The organism is Stenotrophomonas sp. CFBP8980 (assembly GCF_034046095.1).
Taxonomy (GTDB): domain Bacteria; phylum Pseudomonadota; class Gammaproteobacteria; order Xanthomonadales; family Xanthomonadaceae; genus Stenotrophomonas; species Stenotrophomonas lacuserhaii.
In genome coordinates, this window is sequence record NZ_JAXCXF010000002.1 from 508,117 (window position 1) to 525,401 (window position 17,285).

Genomic DNA, 17,285 nt, shown 5'->3' on the forward strand with positions numbered 1-17,285 from the left:
CGAAAGAATCAGTCCAATTGGTTGACATTTGTGTGTCCGCATGTCGAAAGTGCGCCCCATGCCCGCTGTGCGGGACATCCTTTGGGAGGAGGACATCATGCGTCGTACTGAACTGCCCGTTTCACCATTCCATCCACATCCGCTTGCCGCCGCCCTGCTGGCAGCGCTTTTCGCCGCGGCGCCTGCCATGGCCCAGCAGGCCGATCCGCCAGCCACCGGCGCGGCCACCACGCTGGACCAGGTGCAGGTGACCGGCATCCGCGAATCGATGCAGAGCTCGATCAACAAGAAGCGCGACGACACGGTCATTTCCGATGTGCTGTCGGCTGAAGACATCGGTGACCTGCCGGCGCCGTCGCTGGCCGACGCCATCGAGACGCTGACCGGCGCGGCGTCCACCCGCGACAAGACCGGCGCCTCGGAAATCTCGATCCGCGGCCTGGGTGCGTTCCTGAGCAGCACCAATTTCAACGGCCGCGAGATCACCAACGGCAGTGGCGATCGTTCGGTGAACTTCAACATGTTCCCGGCCGAACTGATCAATACCGTGGCGATCTACAAGACGCAGCGCGCCGATATCATCGAAGGCGGCGTGGCCGGCACGATCGGCCTGGAGACGGTGAAACCGCTGGAATACGGCAAGCGCTCGGTGCAGATGGACCTGCGCGGCAGCTGGGCGGAGTACGACAAGAAGTACAAGGACGACGATGGCATCGGCTACCGCGGTACGGCCAGCTACATCGACCAGTTTGAATTCAGCAACGGCGGCAAGCTCGGCGTCTCGCTGGGCATCCAACGCCTGGAAGGGTCTGATCCGGAAGAGAGCATCACCAGTGGCTCCACCTGGTACGCCTGCGACGGGCGGGTCAATGTCGCCAACGCCAACTGCACCGAGCCGGGGGCTGCCGCGATTGCGGCCGGAACGCCTTACTACCTGGTGCCCAGCAGCCGGATCTACCGCCTGAAGCAGGAGCGCAACGACCGCCAGAGCGAGTTCGCCGCGGTGCAGTGGCGGCCCAATGACGTGGTCGAGGTCAATGTCGATGTCGAACACACCGACCGCAACTGGTATGAAAACCGCAGCGACCTGAGCCTTTCCAATACCCGTCGTGGCATCGTCGACCGCCAGGTGGACGACAACGGCGTGGTGCGCGCACTGTCCGGCAGCACCTCCATCGATTCGACCTCCAACCGCTATTGGCGCAACGAGGAGTACACCGGTGGCGGCCTCAACCTGATCGTGCGCCCCAGCCCGGCCTGGGAACTGTCCACCGATCTGTCGTATTCGCACACCCGGCGCGTCGACAACGAGCGCGCCACCCGCCTGCGCGCCAACCAGCGCGACACCGCCAATGCGATCGTGCCCGGCATCAGCAGCGGCACCACCGGTTATGTGAACTATGACTGGGCATGGCAGGGCGAGGTGCCGAGCGTCTACCTCGATCCCGCCTTCGACCCGGGCAACTGGGACGCCTACACCGGCGCGGCGCGCGTGACCTCCAGCGAGACCGAGAACGACCATCAGATCCGCGCCGGCCGCTTCGATGCCAGCTTCATGCCGGAGGACGGATTCTTCACCCGGATCAAGGCCGGGTTGCGTGCCAGCCAGGCCGATTACACGCTGCGCGACAACACCCTGGTTACCGATTACGACCAGCGCATTGCCGGCGACAAGGCCTCGATCATCGCCGCCAACCGCGGCTGCCGTACTGCCTTCCCGCAGAAGGATTTCATGGATGCCGCCAGCGGCAACACGATCTCCGAGTGGGCCTACTTCGACCCGATGTGCCTGTACCAGTCCTTCCGCGGCACCAGCGACAGCCTGCTCGACCCGTCGATGCAGGATCCCAACAACGTGGACATCACCGAGAAGACCCGCTCGCTGTACCTGCTGGGCGAGTTCGCCAGTGAATGGTTCGGCCTGCCGGTGACCGGCAACGTCGGCGTGCGCTGGGTGAAGACCGACGTGCGTTCGGAAGGCGTGCGCACCGGCCTGACCGTGGTGGACAACGGCGATGGCACCATCCGCCTGCAGCCGACCGGCGACTTCACCACCCAGACTTTCAAGGCAGGCAATGACAAGCTGCTGCCCAGCGTCAATGCCTCCTTCGAACTGCGTGATGACCTGCTGCTGCGGGTGGCGGGCTACCGCGCCATGTCGCGGCCGGACATCTCCGCGCTGGGCGCCGGTCGCACCATCAACGTCAACGGGGATGCCAGCTTCGGCAACCTGGCCGATGCGCTGGACGACATCAGTGCCAGCGGCAACCCGGCCGCGCAGCCGCTGATGAGCTGGAACGGTGATCTTTCGCTGGAGTGGTATCCGAACCCGGACACGCTGCTGGCCGCCGCCGTCTACTGGAAGCAGTTCAACGGGGGTACGGCGACCGCGCTGGTCGATGAGACCTACACCCTCAACGGCCAGTCGGTGACCGTGCCGGTGCGCCAGCAGGTCACCACCGATGAGGACAGCACGCTGACCGGCATGGAGCTCAGCGCCACGCATCGCTTCTCCTACCTGCCGCAGCCGTTTGACGGGATGGGCTTCAAGGTCAGCTACAACTACGCCGATTCGGACTACGAAACCCAGGATTCCCGCCTGGGCGAGCAGCTCGCCAGCGATGGCAGCGTGATTCCCGCGATCGTCTCCCCGGCCGGCCTGAGCGGGTTCTCGCGGCACGTCCTGTCCGGCTCGTTGTACTGGGACGTCGGTCCGTTCAACATCCAGGCCATCGCCAAGTTCCGTTCCAAGTATTACCAGGACTTCACCGGCAACACCGCGCAGCAGAACCGGTACTACGATGACAACACCAGCGTGGACCTGCGCGCCCGCTACCGGGTGAACAAGAACCTGTCGCTATCGCTGGAACTGATGAACATCACCAATGAACCTCGCGTGGCCTACCAGCCTTCCTATGGCAACTTCCGCGAGGTGGTGAGCTACGGGCGACGTGCATTTTTCGGTGTACGATACAAGTTCTGAACGAGACGGCGCGATCCTGGTGATCGCGCCGTTGCTCCAACCGGACCAGCCCCGCGTGCGGTGGCCCGGGACGGTGCCGGAGGGAACCACCGAGGGTCAGCCCATGTCCGCCAACCGCCTGTACCAGACCATCGCCGCAAAACTGCGCAAGTTGATCGAGGACGGAGAGTTCCCGCCCGGCGCGCGCCTGCCTGGCGAACGCGAACTGGCCGAACGCTTCGGCGTGAGCCGGGTCACCGTGCGCGAGGCGGAAATCGCCCTGGAAGCGCAGGGCTGGATCGCCATCCGGATCGGTTCGGGCGTCTATGTAAAGCCGCGCCCGCTGGACGGGCAGGGCGGCTTCCCTGACGTAAGCGCCTTCGACCTGACCGCTGCGCGTGCGGTATTCGAGGCCGAAGCGGCCGCGCTGGCGGCCGGCAACCTGGACGATGCGGACATCGCCGAACTGCGGGTGCTGGCCGAGGCACTGTGCCGCCGCGACCTCACCGACGCCGAAGCAGGCGACTTCGACCGCCGCTTCCACCTGACCATCGCACGTTTGTCCGGCAATCCGGTGGTGGAGTACTTCGTGCAGCAGATCTGGCGCATGCGCAGCGACCTGCCGCGGGTGGCCGAAGTCTATTCGCGGGTCTGCCACGACGATGGCGCCAGCCGTGCCGACGAGCACATGGCGATCTTCGAAGCGCTTGCTTCGCGCGATCCTGTTGCAGCGCGCAACGCGATGCGCCATCACTTCCAGCGCCTGTTCGAGGCGATGCTGGAAGCCACCGAAAATGAAGCGCTGGCAGAGATCCGCCGCCGCACCGCCCACGACCGCGAACGCTTCATGGCGACCACGCGTATTTAGAGCATAGCGGCGGGGGCTGCTGGCTTGAGGCAGGGGGCGGGACTGCGCGGGACACGCCGCAAGTACCTCTGCGCGGCCCGGCCCATCCGCTGGCGGCTGTGCGTTCGAGCGCATGCGAGGCAGTGCCTCGCAAGCAATGCGCACTCACCCCTGTAGGCTGCATCGCCGCATCCATGCGGCTCGGCGTCCCCCGCAGCCCCGCCCCTGCCTCTTGGACACTCCGCGAGCGCTGCTTCAAAAAGCCGAGCAACGCTTGGCTGCTCTTTCTTTTCTTCTCGTTTGCCCCGGCGGACCGGCCCACTGTCAGGCGGCGGCGGGAGAGGCTGCACGGGACACTGTGAGGCAGGAGCCGAACAGTAGCCTACATGGACGTACTTGCGGCGTGTCCCGTGCAGCCTCTCCCGCCGCCGCAACAAGCAAACAAAAAAAGCCCGCCAGCGCGGCAAACCCACCGCGCGCGGTATGCTGCAGGTCGGTTTTCATGGAAGAGGAAGCGCGATGTTCCCGACGATGTTCTTTACCGTGGTACTGGCCCTGGTGGCCGTGATCATCCTGTTCAAGGCCGTACGGATGGTGCCGCAGGGGTATGAATGGACGGTGGAGCGCTTCGGGCGCTATACCCACACCATGTCGCCCGGCCTGCACTTCCTGATCCCGATCGTGTACGGGGTGGGCCGCAAGGTGAACATGATGGAGCAGGTGCTGGACGTGCCCAGCCAGGAAGTGATCACCAAGGACAACGCCGCCGTGCGGGTGGACGGGGTGGTGTTCTTCCAGGTGCTGGATGCGGCCAAGGCGGCCTATGAAGTGTCCAACCTGGAAGTGGCGATGATCGCCCTGGTGCAGACCAACATCCGTACCGTGATCGGTTCGATGGACCTGGATGAATCCCTCAGCCAGCGCGAAGTCATCAATGCCCAGCTGCTCAGCGTGGTCGACCAGGCCACCAATCCCTGGGGCCTGAAGGTCAACCGCATCGAGATCCGCGATATCCAGCCGCCGCGTGACCTGCTCGATGCGATGGCACGGCAGATGAAGGCCGAGCGCGAAAAGCGCGCGCAGATCCTCGAAGCCGAAGGCGCGCGCCAGTCGGAGATCCTGCGCGCCGATGGCGAAAAACAGGCGACGGTGCTGGAAGCCGAGGGTCGGCGCGAAGCAGCGTTCCGCGATGCCGAAGCCCGCGAGCGCCTGGCCGAGGCCGAGGCCAAGGCCACCCAGATGGTGTCGGTGGCGATTGCCGAAGGTGACGTGCAGGCCATCAATTACTTCATCGCGCAGAAATACGTCGAGGCCTTCAAGGAGCTGGCGACCTCGCCCAACCAGAAACTGGTGCTGATGCCGATGGAAGCCAGTGGCGTGATCGGATCGATCGCAGGCGTCGCCGAACTGGCCAAGCACGCCTTCGCCAAACAGGAAGAGAAGAAATCCACGCGTGCGGTTCCGCCGCGCTTTGGAGACTGACATGCGCTGGGAAGTGGTTGGATGGGGGGCGCTGGCCCTGGTCTTGTTCGCCGCCGAAGCGATGGCACCGGGCGCGTTCATGCTGTGGATCGGCATCGGCGCGGCTGCGGTGTTCCTGATCACCGCGCTGGTGCCCGGCATCCCGGTGCTGTGGCAGGTGGTGGCCTTCGTGGTGCTGAGCGTGGTGGCCATCCAGGCGTATCGGCGCTGGGGCCGCACGCGCGGGCGTGAAAGCGACAAGCCGCTGTTGAACCGCCGCAGCGAACAGCTGGTGGGCCGCGTGGCGGTGCTGCAGCAGGGCATCGTGGCCGGGCAGGGGCGGGTGAGCATCGATGATGCGTCGTGGCAGGTGACCGGACCGGAGTTGGCGGCCGGGACGCGGGTGCGGGTGGTGGCGGTGGTCAATGGCGTGCTGCAGGTGGAAGCGAACGGGTGAGACCCCCTCGCGGGTGGGGCTTTATGTATCCGGCGCTGGGTCGGGCGGTGGGGCTGGTCGGGGGACGGCAAAAGCCGCTCCTGCGGGCCTCGTTTCGCGCCATCCATGGCGCTCAACGCCCCCGCCCAGCCCCACCGCCCGACCCGCTGACAGGTTGCGGTGGCCGCCAGCCGCGCAATGAAAAAAGAAGAAAGGCGGTAGCGCCGACCCGTGGTCGGCGAGCGCAGCGGGCCGTTGGCGGAAACATTCCGCCGACCATGGGTCGGCGCTACCGACGGCCTCGGTGCGTGTCCGGTGGAGGGAGCCCCTGAGTCAGGGGCGGCCGCGAAGCGGCGGGGTATGGGTGCTGGTGAGACGGGGCCCGCGGTTTGCGCAGCAAAGCGTGGGAGCGGCAACGCGAATGCGATGGCGTGGACCCGCGCAGCGCTGTGCCTCTATCTGGGATAATGGCGACCTTGTTTCCCTGTTGCCGGACCGGTCATGACCCAGAAGACGCTGCTCAACGATACCCACCGCGCCCTCGGCGCCAAGATGGTCGATTTCGGGGGCTGGGACATGCCCATCCACTACGGTTCGCAGCTGGATGAACACCATCTGGTGCGTCGGGAAGCGGGCGTCTTCGACGTCAGCCACATGACCGTGGTCGACCTGCGCGGTGAACAGGTCAAGCCGTTCCTGCGTCGCCTGCTGGCCAATTCGGTCGACAAGCTGAAGGTGACCGGCAAGGCGTTGTACTCCTGCATGCTCAATGAGCGTGGCGGGGTGATCGACGACCTGATCGTCTACTACCTGGCCGATGACTTCTTCCGCATGGTGGTCAACGCCTCCACCCGCGAAAAAGACCTGGCCTGGCTGACCGAACAGGCGCTGCCGTTCGACGTGTCGGTGCAGCAACGTCCCGACCTGGCCATCCTGGCCGTGCAGGGCCCGCAGGCGCGCGATGCCGTGATCGGTCTGGTCGACGCCGCTGGCGCCGCCACCCTGGCCAAGCTGGCACGCTTCGCCGCCACCGATGTGACCTCGGCCGACGGTGTCGCCCTGTTCGTGGCGCGCACCGGCTACACCGGCGAAGACGGTTTCGAAATCCTGTTGCCGCAGGACGCGGTGGTGGCGTTCTGGAACCAACTGCTGCAGGCGGGCGTCAAGCCGGCCGGCCTCGGTGCGCGCGACACGCTGCGCCTGGAAGCCGGCATGAATCTCTACGGCCAGGACATGGACGAAGCGATCACCCCGTACGAAGCCGCGCTTGCCTGGACGGTCTCGCTCGACGAGGGCCGCGACTTCATCGGCCGCGATGTACTGGAAGCACAGAAGGCCGCCGGCAATGCGCGCCAGATGATCGGCCTGGTGATGGACGAGAAGGGCGTGCTGCGGCATGGCCAGGCCGTGCTCACCGCCGTTGGCCAGGGCGAGATCCTGTCGGGCACGTTCTCGCCGACGCTGGCCAAGGGCATCGCGTTCGCCCGCGTGCCAGCAGGTGAGCTGGGCGAGGTGAGCGTGGACATCCGCGGCCGTGCCGTGCCGGTGCGCGTGGTCAAGTTCCCGTTCGTGCGCGAAGGCCAGGCGCAGGACGGCGTGCTGCCGGTCGCCTGATCCTGTTTTGTCGGCCGGGGCCTGCCAGCAGGGCCGGCCGGTTGGTTACACTACCCGCGTTTTTTCCACACCCGTATTCCTGGAGCAGTGCCATGAGCGAGATCCCCGGCGACCTCAAGTTCCTCAAGTCCCACGAATGGGCGCGCGTCGAATCCGACGGCAGCGTCACCGTAGGTATTTCCGACCATGCCCAGGGCCTGCTCGGCGATCTGGTCTATGTCGAGCTGCCCGAGGTGGACGGCGAAGCCAAGGCCGGCGAAACCATCGCGGTCGTCGAGTCGGTCAAGGCCGCATCGGACGTGTACAGCCCGGTCACGGGCACCGTCATCAAGGTCAATTCGGCCCTGACGGACAAGCCGGAAACCATCAACGAAGATGCGTACGGCGAAGGTTGGCTGTATGTCGTGCAGCCGAGCGACCTGGCTGCCGAGCTGGAGGACCTGCTGGGTCCGGACGACTACGCCGAAGTACTGGAAGACGACGACCACTGATCCGTCGCCGCCGTGGCAGACCAAAGGACCGCCCCTGGCGGTCCTTTTTTTTTGTCCGCATTCCGGCACGTCGCTCATGCGCGCAGCACGCAGCGGAAGCTGGCTTGGGGCATGAGCATGCGGTTGTCGACGAGGTTGCCGGTCGGTTGGAGGGTTGGCTGCCGGCGCGGTGGGGACGAAAAGTTTTGCGCAAAATCGCATTTGCGTCGCAAAGTTCGACGCGCCGCGTGTGAAAAAAAAGGCGACCGTTTGCGAAGCGTTGGGGAAGGCGGGACGGGTACCGCTGCGCTGCGCGCCACACCGCCGTGTCATCGCGCGTGTCCTGCGGCTGTTTCAGAATAAGGCTTGTTTAAAGTGCTTTCGTTCGCCGTGCCGATGCGCGCATGCGCGCCGCGCTGGTCGATGCATGCCCGTAGCGGTGATCGGCAACGCCGCCGCTCGCACCGCCAGCGGCCATCGCCGAACACCTGCGGCGTGAATTTTTTCGTGGGGGGTTGTTGACAGCCCAAAAAAGCGTGATTAGGTTTCGCCCAGCAGACCTTTACTGCAAAACCGAGTGCAACCGATCAAACGCCAGGCGCGAAGCACAACCCGGACACCCACTGCACCGCGACGCGCGGCGCAGTCGGCCCAGCTTCCCGCAGGCAATTGCACGTTACGTTCTGCCGCGATGCCAGCCTCGCCGATCGAAGCGCGCATCGCAGCAACCGTCACGACGCGGAAGACGCGTCGGCGGGCCCCGCCAGCAGCTTCAGCGGGTTCGATTTACCTGGGCGTTTCAACACTCCATCACTGACGAGGAGCCATCCCATGGCAACTGCGAAGAAGAAGCCCGCCGCCAAGAAGGCGACGAAGAAAGTAGCCAAGAAAGCCACCGCCAAGAAAGCCACTGCCAAGAAGGTCGCCAAGAAGGCGACCGCCAAGAAGGCAGTGAAGAAGGCGGCGGCCAAGAAGACCACCGCGCGCAAGGTCGCCAAGAAGGCAACTGCCAAGAAGGCAGTGAAGAAGACCGCGAAGAAGGCCGTCAAGAAGGTTGCCAAGAAGGCGACTGCCAAGAAGGCAGCGAAGAAGGTCGCGCGCAAGCCCGCCAAGAAGGTCGCCAAGAAGGCAACTGCCAAGAAAGCGGTAAAGAAGGCCGCCAAGAAGGTAGCCAAGAAAGCCACCGCCAAGAAGGCGACTGCCAAGAAGGCGACCAAGAAGGCCACCAAGAAAGTCGCCAGGAAAGCGACCGCCAAGAAGGCCGTGAAGAAGACCGCGAAAAAGGCAGCTGCGAAGAAGCCGGCCGCAAAGAAGGCCGCCCGCAAGAGCCCGGCACGCCGCAAGAAGGCCGCTCCGGTGGCCCTCCCGGCAACCCCGGCGCCGCTGATCTAAGCACGTCCCGATAGCCGTACCTGAAGCCCCCTCTCCGACAGCCCAGCGGAGAGGGGGTTTTTTTATCCACGAAAAAGGGGACGGGGGGAATTAATTGGAATTAATTCCCCCCGTCCCCTTTTTTTGCTGCGGCTTACCGCGGTGAGGCGCTGGCGCGGTTGGACGAGGCGCCCTTGCGCTTGTCCTGGGAAGGCGCACCTTCAGCCATCAGGCTGTCGCTCCCGAAGTCGGTATCCACGTCCAGCCAGCGCTGGGTCGGCAGGCCGAGGGCGGAATCCAGTACGGTCGGCAGCAGGCCGCTGGGCAGGCTGCTTTCGCCGTTCCACATGATGGCGATGCCCATGTCGCGTTCGGGAATCAGTGCAACCAGGCCGCGGTAACCCTGCACCGCGCCGGCATGGAACACCACTTCGTGGCCGGCGTAATCGAAGTTGCGCCAGCCCAGCGCATAGCCGGCCGAGCGCAGGCGCTCGCGGCGCCAGCCCGAACGCATTTCGCCCGGGGTGTTGACCAGCGAAGCGTGCAGCGTGGCCAGCAGCGGGGCGGGCAGCACGTCCGGACGGTGGCCGGTCTGGGCCAGCAGCCACTGCGCCATGTCGTTGGCGCTGGCATTGACGCCCGCCGCAGGCGCGAGCCGGTAGTAGGTCGGCTTCGGGCTCAGCGAGACCCAGCCATTGCGGCTGCGCACGTGCGGTCGCGCCCAGCGCGAGCTGGCCTGGATGCCGGCTAGGCCCAGACTTGCATCGTCCATGCCCAGCGGCTTGAACAGGCGCCGTTCGACGGCCTGTTCGTAGAAGCTGCCCGATGCAGCGTAGACCACGTCGCCGATCAGGCTGTAGGCCACGTTCTGGTAGGCGTAGCAGTCGCCGGGCAGGCACTTCAGCGAGGTGGAGCCCAGCTTCTGGGTCAGGGTGTAGTACTCGGCGTTGGCTTCGACGTCGCGGTCGTAGGCGTTGTACGGCAAGCCGACGCGGTGGCTCAGCAGGTCGGCCACGGTCAGCCGGTCGGTGGCCTCCGGCGTGGCCAGCTGGAAGCCCGGCACGTAATCGGTGACCTTGCTGTCCCAGCGCAGCGTGCCATCGTTGACCAGCAGCCCGGCCATGGTGCCGGCGAAGGCCTTGGACAGCGAGGCCAGGCGGAACACCGTGTGGGAATCGACCGGCAGGGGATTGTTGACGTCGGTGACGCCATAGCCGCGCGCGCTGAGGATGCGACCGCCCTGCACGATGGCCACCGCCATGCCCGGCACGCGCTCGCCATAGGTGAGCTGCTGCGCCATCGATTCGATGTGGGCCACGTTGAAGCCGGCCGCCGGTGCCTGCGGATGGGCCGCCAGGCCGGTACGGTAGGCTGCCGGATGCGTATGCGCTGGCGCTGCAACGGCGCTTTCGATGTTGGTGGGCATCGGCGGCAGCGCGGAGGTCTGCGCCGTGGTGGAAAGGGCAACGGGCATCAGCATGCCCAGCATTCCGGTGGCCGCCGTGCGGAACGGACGACGCCTGCTGTTCTTGTTCATTGATCGGGACCCGAGCGCGACTGCTGTGACCGATTCTAGCCCCGCTTTTCGCCATTGCACAAACAAAGCGAAGATGAATGCGCATCTTGCTGAAAATACTCGGATTTTGACGCCGGATCGGGCGCCATTGGGATCCTGCCCTGCGCAGGCCTGCCGCGCCGAGGGCGCTGGCGATGTTGCAGTGCATTGGATAACGTACGCGCTTCCCAGCCTCCCGGAGTCACCCATGTCCTGCTGCTGCCGCCCCGCGCGCGTGCGGGGTGACGCGTGAGCGCGCCGCTGGATCCGCCGCTGCAACGCGGTCCACTGCGCGGACTGGTGCAGGCCCTGCAGGATACGCCCGCGCTGGGGTGGTCGTTCCTGTACTTCTTCTGCCTGCTCAGCGGTTACTACGTGCTGCGCCCGGTGCGTGAGGCGATGGCTTCCTCGTCGGACCTGCAGGAAGTGTTCCCGCCGGCGCTGATCGCCTGGTTCGGCAGCCACGGGGTCGCATTGCAGGATTTCGTCCTGCAGTTCCTGTTCACCTGTGTGTTCCTGATCATGCTGGTGTTGCAGCCGGTGTACGGCTGGCTGGTCAGCCGACAGCCACGGCGCGTCTTCATGCCGGTCGTGTATGGCTTCTTCATCGTCACCCTGCTCGGCTTCCACCTGATGTTCGACAGCAACGTGCCGGGGCGGGGCATGGCGTTCTTCTTCTGGGTGACGGTGTTCAACCTGTTCGCCGTGGCGGTGTTCTGGAGCTTCATGGCCGATGTGTTTTCCAACGCGCAGGCGCGGGCGTACTACGGTTACATCGGCGCGGCCGGTACGCTGGGCGCCTTCCTTGGCCCGGTCATCACCGGGGCCCTGGTGCAGCGCGTGGGCATCGCCAACCTGATGCTGGTCTCGGCCGGCTTCCTCAGCATCTGCCTGCTGTGCATCTGGCGGCTGCGGCACTGGGCGATCCTGCGCGAGCGTGAGCAGCAACTGGTGTCCGGTGAGCAGCCGATGGGGGGCAGCGTGCTGGATGGCCTCAAGCTGATCGTGCGCGAACCGCTGCTGCGCTGGCTGGCGCTGCTGGTGGTGTTCGGGGTGGGCGTGGGGACGATGCTGTACAACCAACAGGTGTCGATCGTCCGCGTGGCCTTTCCTGATCCGGAAGCGCGCACCGCCTTCTATTCGCACCTGGACCTGGCGGTGAACACGTTGACCCTGCTGGTGCAGTTGACGCTCACGCGCTGGCTGCTGTCGCGGCATGGGGTGGCACCGGCGCTGTTGATCCCGGCGCTGGCGATCATCGTCGGCTTCTCGGTGCTGGCGGCCTCGCCGCTGCCGCTGCTGGTGGCGGTGGTGCAGGTGGTGACGCGCGCCAGCGAGTTCTCGCTGTTCAAGCCGGCGCGGGAGACCCTCTACACGCGTGTGGACCGCCAGTGGCGCTACAAGGCCGGCGCGGCCATCGACACCGTGGTCTACCGCGGTGCGGACCTGAGCTTCACCTGGGTGCACAAGGGCCTGTCTTTGCTGGGGTCCAACGTCGTGTTCGCCGGCGGCATCGTGGTGGCATCGCTGATGACCCTGGCGACCTTCGGCGTGCTGCGCCAGGAGAAGAAACTGCCACACGACCGCTAGTGGGCCCGCGCATGTGCCGCCGGCCGCCGATCCTCAAGTAAGCTCTGCGCACTTACTCGAGGATTGCCCATGTACTGGATCTGGATCGCGTTGTCGTTGACGCTGCTGGTCGCTGCGCTGCACGTCTACTTCCTGGTGCTGGAAATGTTCCTGTGGACGCGCCCGCTGGGCCTGAAGACCTTCCGCAACACGCTGGAGAAGGCACAGGCCACGCGCGTGCTGGCGGCCAACCAGGGGCTCTACAACGGCTTCCTGGCCGCCGGCATCCTGGTCGGCCTGGTCCGCTACTTCGAGATCACCATTTTCAGCCTGGTCTGCGTGGTGGTGGCCGGCTGTTACGGCGCATGGACGGTGAACCGGCGGATCTTCTACATCCAGGCGGTGCCCGCCCTGCTGGCGCTGGCGGCGATCTGGCTGGCTGGCCGCAACCTGCACTGAAACAAGAAGGGGCCAGAGCCCTTTTCCTGCGGAAAAGGAATCTGACCCCGTCGGGATCACGGTCCGGTCGCGAGGCGGTCAGGCCGCCTGCTGCGAACCGGTCTCCTTGCGCGGCAGGTCGTAGTAACCGGCCGAGCGCAGTTCGTGGGTATCGAAATCATCCACGGTGATCGCTTCCAGGGTGATCGCACGCAGCTCTTCCAGCAGGCTGCGTTCGTCCTGGGTCAGCACGCCTTCGGCCACGGCTTCGTCCAGCTGCTTGTTGTAGTCCAGCGCCTCGATGCCCTTGCTCTTGAGCGCCTTGAGGAACTTGCGCTCCACCGGCTCGGCCATGATGGCCTTGGCCAGGTAGCTGTTGATGCGCCCGCCCGGGTTGTTCTCGCACGGGGTCATGAACACGCCATCGGCCAAGCGGTCGCGGGCTTCGTTGGGGGCCATCAGCAGGGCGGCAACGCGCCGGCTCAGGCGGTCACCCGGGGCTTCGGCACGACGGCCCAGCGGGAAGATCAGCAGCCACATCAGCCAGCCGATCGGACGGATCGGGAAGTTGCGTAGCGCCGCCGACAGCGATTCTTCGATCTTGTGCACGCTGTCATGGAAGGCCCAGGCCAACAGCGGCTGGTCGGCCGCCGGTGCGCCTTCATCGTGGTAGCGCTTGAGCATCGCGCTGGTCATGTAGACATGGCTCAGCACGTCGCCCAGGCGACCGGACAGCGACTCCTTGAACTTCAGCTTGCCGCCGAGCGTCATCATGGAGATGTCGGCCATCAGTGCGAGGTTGGCCGAATAGCGGTCCAGCTTGCGGAAGTAACGGCGGGTGTAGGCATCGCCCGGCGCGGCACCGAAGCGGGCACCGGTCAGGCCGAACCAGAACGAACGCACGGCGTTGGAGATGCCGTAGCGGATGTGCCCGAACAGGCTGCGGTCGAACTCCTGCAGGCCGGCCTTGCGGTCCGGATCCTGCGCGGCCTTCATTTCCTTCATCACCCACGGATGGCACAGGATGGCGCCCTGGCCGAAGATCAGCAGGCTGCGCGTCATGATGTTCGCGCCTTCCACGGTGATCGCGATCGGCGCGGCCTGCCAGCTGCGGCCGGCGAAGTTGCGCGGGCCCAGGATGATGCCCTTGCCGCCGATCACATCCATCATGTCCGAGATCACTTCACGGCTCATGCTGGTGCAGTGGTACTTGGCGATCGCCGACGGTACCGACGGCACGTCGCCACGATCCACCGCCGCCGCCGTAGCCTGGGCCAGCGCGCTGATCTTGTAGGCCTTGCCGCCGATGCGGGCCAGCGCCTCTTCCACGCCTTCGAAGCGACCGACCGACAGGCCGAACTGCTTGCGGATGCGGGCGTAGGCACCGGTGATGACCGCACCGGCCTTGGCGCCGCCGCTGCCGGTGGAGGGCAGGGTGATCGAGCGGCCCACGGCCAGGCATTCGTTGAGCATGTTCCAGCCCTTGCCGGCCATCGCGGCACCGCCGATCAGCTGGGTCAGCGGGATGAACACGTCCTTGCCCTTGATCGGGCCATTCTGGAACGGCGAGTTCAGCGGGAAGTGGCGACGGCCGACTTCCACCCCGGCGGTTTCGCGCGGCAGCAGGCCCAGGGTGATGCCGATATCGCGCGTTTCACCGATCAGCTGGTCCGGGTCGTACATGCGGAAGGCCAGGCCGATCAGCGTGGCCACCGGGGCCAGCGTGATGTAGCGCTTGTCGAAGGTCAGCTTGACGCCGAGCACGCGCTCGCCGTTCCACTCGCCGTGGCAGACGATGCCGTAATCGGGAATGGAGGTGGCATCGGAGCCGGCGAACGGACCGGTCAGGCCGAAGCAGGGCACTTCGCGGCCATCGGCCAGGCGCGGCAGGTACTGGTCCTTCTGCTCCTGGGTGCCGTAATGGTTGAGCAGCTCACCCGGGCCCAGCGAATTGGGCACACCGACGGTGGAGCTGACCACCGACGACACCGAGGCCAGCTTCTGGATCACCTTGTGGTGGGCCAGCGCGCTGAAGCCCAGGCCGCCGTACTGCTTGGGAATGATCATGCCGAAGAAGCGGTTCTTCTTGATGAAGGCCCACATTTCCGGCGGCAGGTCGGCGTGGACGTGGGTGATTTCCCAGTCGTTGACCATCTTGCACAGTTCTTCCACCGGGCCATCCATGAAAGCCTGTTCTTCGGCGGTGAGCTGCGGCTTGGGATAGTTCAGCAGGATGTTCCAGTCCGGATCACCGGTGAACAGCTCGCCTTCGAAACCGACCGAGCCGGTCTCCAGGGCGATCCGCTCGGTCTGCGACAACGGCGGCAGCACCTTGCGGAACACCTTCATCATCGGCGCGGTCAGCAGCGGCTTGCGGATGAAGGGCAGCAGCAGCGGGACGGCGATCACCGCCACGAGGGCGGCCGCGACGAGGGTAGCGGTCTGGTTGATGTAGGGCACGAACCAGCACACGGCCAACACGGCCACGCTGATGATCGTCCAGGTGATCAGGCGCATGCGGTGGTAGGCCGCGAATGCACTTGCCAGCAACAGGGCAAGGAAGGGAAGAACGATGCTCATGAGCGTACTCCGGTGACGTGCTCGGGTTCGGCGGACGATGTTGTGGCCAAGGCCGGGGGTAACACGTCCAGATAGTTCAACACAGTAGCGGTAAAGGCGTCGTTGTCATCGCCGGCCAGCATGTGCGTGGCCTGCGGCAGCTGTACGTGGCTGGCATGCGGGGCCAGCGCGAGGAAATCGGCGATGGTGCCGGCGTTGACCAATTCACTGCGGCCGCCACTGACCAGCAGCAGGGGGCACTTCACCTTGCGTGCGGCATCGGCCAATGCGTCCTGGTGCTGTTCGCTGTCGCGCGCCAGCTCGGCCACCAGCCGCGGATCCCAGTGCCATCGCCAGCGGCCATGGCCGTCTTCGCGCAGCAGGGCACGCAGGGAATCCTCGGACTTGCGCGGACGATGCGGCAGGTAGGCCGCGATCACGTCGGCGGCCTGCGCCAGCGAGGCGAAGCCCTGCGGGTGGGCGGTCATGAAGCTGAGGATGCGCTCCACCCCGGCGGTGTCCCAGCGCGGGGTGATATCCACCAGCACCATCGCCGAGAACAGGCCGGGCCAGCGCGATTCGGCCAGCAGCCCGAACAGGCCGCCCATCGAGGCGGCAACCAGCACTGGTGGGCGCGATTGCTCGCCAGCCAGCACGATCAGGTCATCGGCGAACTGATCGCCGTGGTAGGGCAGGTGAGCTGGATTCCAGTCGGAATCGCCATGACCGCGTGCGTCGTAGGCCAGGGTCTGGAAACCATGGCTGGCCAGGGCGCGGGCCGAGGCATTCCAGGCGTGGCGGGTCTGCCCGAAGCCGTGTGCGAACAGGATCGGCCCGCGGCGCCCGGCGCTGTCAGCCGTGGCCGCCAGCACCGCGCCATGCGCCGCGTCCAGGCGCAGGGTCTGCAGCGGAGCGGGAAGAGGGGAAGTGACCATACGAGCTAGTATGGAGCGCTTCGGTTCGATGTCAATACTGGCACGTATGGTGCGCTGCAACGGGAGGCTGGATCCCGCTTAACGTCTTCATATACATGGGCATACTGCAACGAACCCCGGCGTATGGTTAAATCAGCAGATGAGCGAATCCGAAACTCCCGCCGGCGAACCGCGCGCCGGCCGCAACAGCCGCCTCAGCGCCGAAGACTGGGCCCAGGCCGCCCTCGACTTGATTGCAGAACAAGGTGTCAGCGCCGTTGCGGTGGAGCCGTTGGCGCGCCGCCTTGGCGTGACCAAGGGCAGCTTCTACTGGCATTTCCCATCGCGCGATGCCCTGTTGCAGGCCGCGCTGGAGCGTTGGGAACTGTTCGAGCAGGAACAGGTGTTCGGCAGCCTGGAAGAGGTGCCCGACCCGCGCGTGCGCCTGCGCCAGTTGTTCCAGGTGGTGGCGCACGAAGTGCAGCCGCACATCATCTACAGCGAGCTGCTGAAGGCGCTGGACCATCCGATGGTGCGCCCGGTGATAGACCGTGTGTCGCAGCGGCGCATGGACTACCTGATCGCCTCGTTCCGCCAGGCCGGCCTGAGTTCGACCGATGCCCGGCATCGCGCGCGGCTTGCCTATGCCGCCTACGTCGGTTTCCTGCAGTTGTCGCTGCAGCTGCAGCAGCCCAAGCAGGCGCGCGAGGACTTCGAGGCCTATGTGGAGCACGTGATCGAGACGTTGATCCCGGGCTGATCACAGCCCCCTTGGATTGACCCGTCCTGCCATAGGTTGACACCTATGGGGTGGATGATCCGGCCGCCGTCAGGCGACCAAGGACGCCCGGTGCATCGCATCGGGCGTCTGCATTTTAAGGGACAGGTGGGGACGCTCGGCGTTGTAGATCTCCACTGCCTCAGCCACCATCTGCCGCGCCTGTCCCAGGTCCCGTGGGCGACGGAGCAGAAACTCGCATTTGAGGATCCCCGCAGATTGGGGTGCTTGCGGAAGCGATGATGGCTATCGGTCGTCTTGTGATACGCGCGACGCTGGGGCACCAGCAAGCGCGCTTCTCGGAGCACGTC

13 protein-coding genes and 1 pseudogene are annotated in these 17,285 nt (G+C 65.6%); 10 read left to right on the plus strand and 4 right to left on the minus strand.

Annotation, left to right across the window (positions count from 1 at the left end):
- Nucleotides 1-97: 97 nt before the first annotated feature.
- The 7 genes from SOM47_RS08405 to SOM47_RS08435 all read left to right on the plus strand — a co-directional run bounded on the left by SOM47_RS08405 (nucleotide 98) and on the right by SOM47_RS08435 (nucleotide 9,182).
- Nucleotides 98-2,983 carry a TonB-dependent receptor gene (locus tag SOM47_RS08405; RefSeq protein ID WP_414715777.1) on the plus strand — a complete coding sequence of 962 codons (2,886 nt, stop codon included), beginning with the start codon at nucleotides 98-100 and terminating at the stop codon, nucleotides 2,981-2,983.
- 103 nt (nucleotides 2,984-3,086) lie between these two features.
- A complete protein-coding gene (locus SOM47_RS08410) occupies nucleotides 3,087-3,830 on the plus strand; it encodes a FadR/GntR family transcriptional regulator (protein WP_042615027.1) in 744 nt (247 codons plus the stop codon).
- A 498-nt stretch (nucleotides 3,831-4,328) separates the two neighbouring features.
- The gene (locus tag SOM47_RS08415) at nucleotides 4,329-5,291 is read left to right on the plus strand and encodes an SPFH domain-containing protein (protein WP_042615026.1); all 963 of its coding nucleotides are present in this window, start codon (nucleotides 4,329-4,331) and stop codon (nucleotides 5,289-5,291) included.
- Nucleotide 5,292: 1 nt separating this feature from the next.
- Nucleotides 5,293-5,727, plus strand: coding sequence for an NfeD family protein (locus tag SOM47_RS08420; protein ID WP_042615025.1), 435 nt, complete (start codon nucleotides 5,293-5,295; stop codon nucleotides 5,725-5,727).
- Between the two features lie 480 nt (nucleotides 5,728-6,207).
- A complete protein-coding gene (gene gcvT, locus SOM47_RS08425) occupies nucleotides 6,208-7,320 on the plus strand; it encodes a glycine cleavage system aminomethyltransferase GcvT (RefSeq protein WP_042614871.1) in 1,113 nt (370 codons plus the stop codon).
- Nucleotides 7,321-7,412: 92 nt separating this feature from the next.
- A complete protein-coding gene (gcvH, locus tag SOM47_RS08430; protein WP_042614870.1) occupies nucleotides 7,413-7,811 on the plus strand; it encodes a glycine cleavage system protein GcvH in 399 nt (132 codons plus the stop codon).
- Between the two features lie 648 nt (nucleotides 7,812-8,459).
- Nucleotides 8,460-9,182, plus strand: a complete 723-nt coding sequence (locus SOM47_RS08435) for a histone (protein ID WP_192084010.1) — start codon at nucleotides 8,460-8,462, stop codon at nucleotides 9,180-9,182.
- A gap of 133 nt (nucleotides 9,183-9,315) precedes the next feature.
- On the opposite strand, the gene SOM47_RS08440 is transcribed toward SOM47_RS08435, so the two are convergent.
- Complete coding sequence (locus tag SOM47_RS08440) at nucleotides 9,316-10,698, minus strand: serine hydrolase domain-containing protein (RefSeq protein WP_320505309.1); 1,383 nt, start codon at nucleotides 10,696-10,698, stop codon at nucleotides 9,316-9,318.
- 267 nt (nucleotides 10,699-10,965) lie between these two features.
- Between SOM47_RS08440 and SOM47_RS08445 the strand changes: the two genes are divergently transcribed.
- A complete protein-coding gene (locus tag SOM47_RS08445) occupies nucleotides 10,966-12,306 on the plus strand; it encodes an NTP/NDP exchange transporter (protein ID WP_414715778.1) in 1,341 nt (446 codons plus the stop codon).
- A 69-nt stretch (nucleotides 12,307-12,375) separates the two neighbouring features.
- Complete coding sequence (locus SOM47_RS08450) at nucleotides 12,376-12,744, plus strand: DUF1304 domain-containing protein (protein ID WP_042615265.1); 369 nt, start codon at nucleotides 12,376-12,378, stop codon at nucleotides 12,742-12,744.
- Nucleotides 12,745-12,822: 78 nt separating this feature from the next.
- On the opposite strand, the gene SOM47_RS08455 is transcribed toward SOM47_RS08450, so the two are convergent.
- Together SOM47_RS08455 and SOM47_RS08460 are read right to left on the minus strand one after the other, a co-directional pair.
- Nucleotides 12,823-15,303 (minus strand): acyl-CoA dehydrogenase, encoded by a 2,481-nt coding sequence (locus SOM47_RS08455; protein ID WP_320505310.1) that lies wholly within the window; start codon nucleotides 15,301-15,303, stop codon nucleotides 12,823-12,825.
- Nucleotides 15,300-16,217: an alpha/beta fold hydrolase gene (locus SOM47_RS08460; protein ID WP_320505311.1), complete on the minus strand. Its 918-nt coding sequence runs from the start codon at nucleotides 16,215-16,217 to the stop codon at nucleotides 15,300-15,302. Before SOM47_RS08460 ends, SOM47_RS08455 begins: the two co-directional genes overlap by 4 nt.
- 139 nt (nucleotides 16,218-16,356) lie before the next feature.
- Between SOM47_RS08460 and SOM47_RS08465 the strand changes: the two genes are divergently transcribed.
- Entirely contained in the window at nucleotides 16,357-16,956 is a 600-nt protein-coding gene (locus tag SOM47_RS08465) for a TetR/AcrR family transcriptional regulator (RefSeq protein WP_042615262.1), read from the plus strand.
- 69 nt (nucleotides 16,957-17,025) lie between these two features.
- On the opposite strand, the pseudogene SOM47_RS08470 reads toward SOM47_RS08465, so the two are convergent.
- Nucleotides 17,026-17,285 (minus strand): annotated as a pseudogene (locus SOM47_RS08470) (integrase core domain-containing protein); the annotation flags it as partial.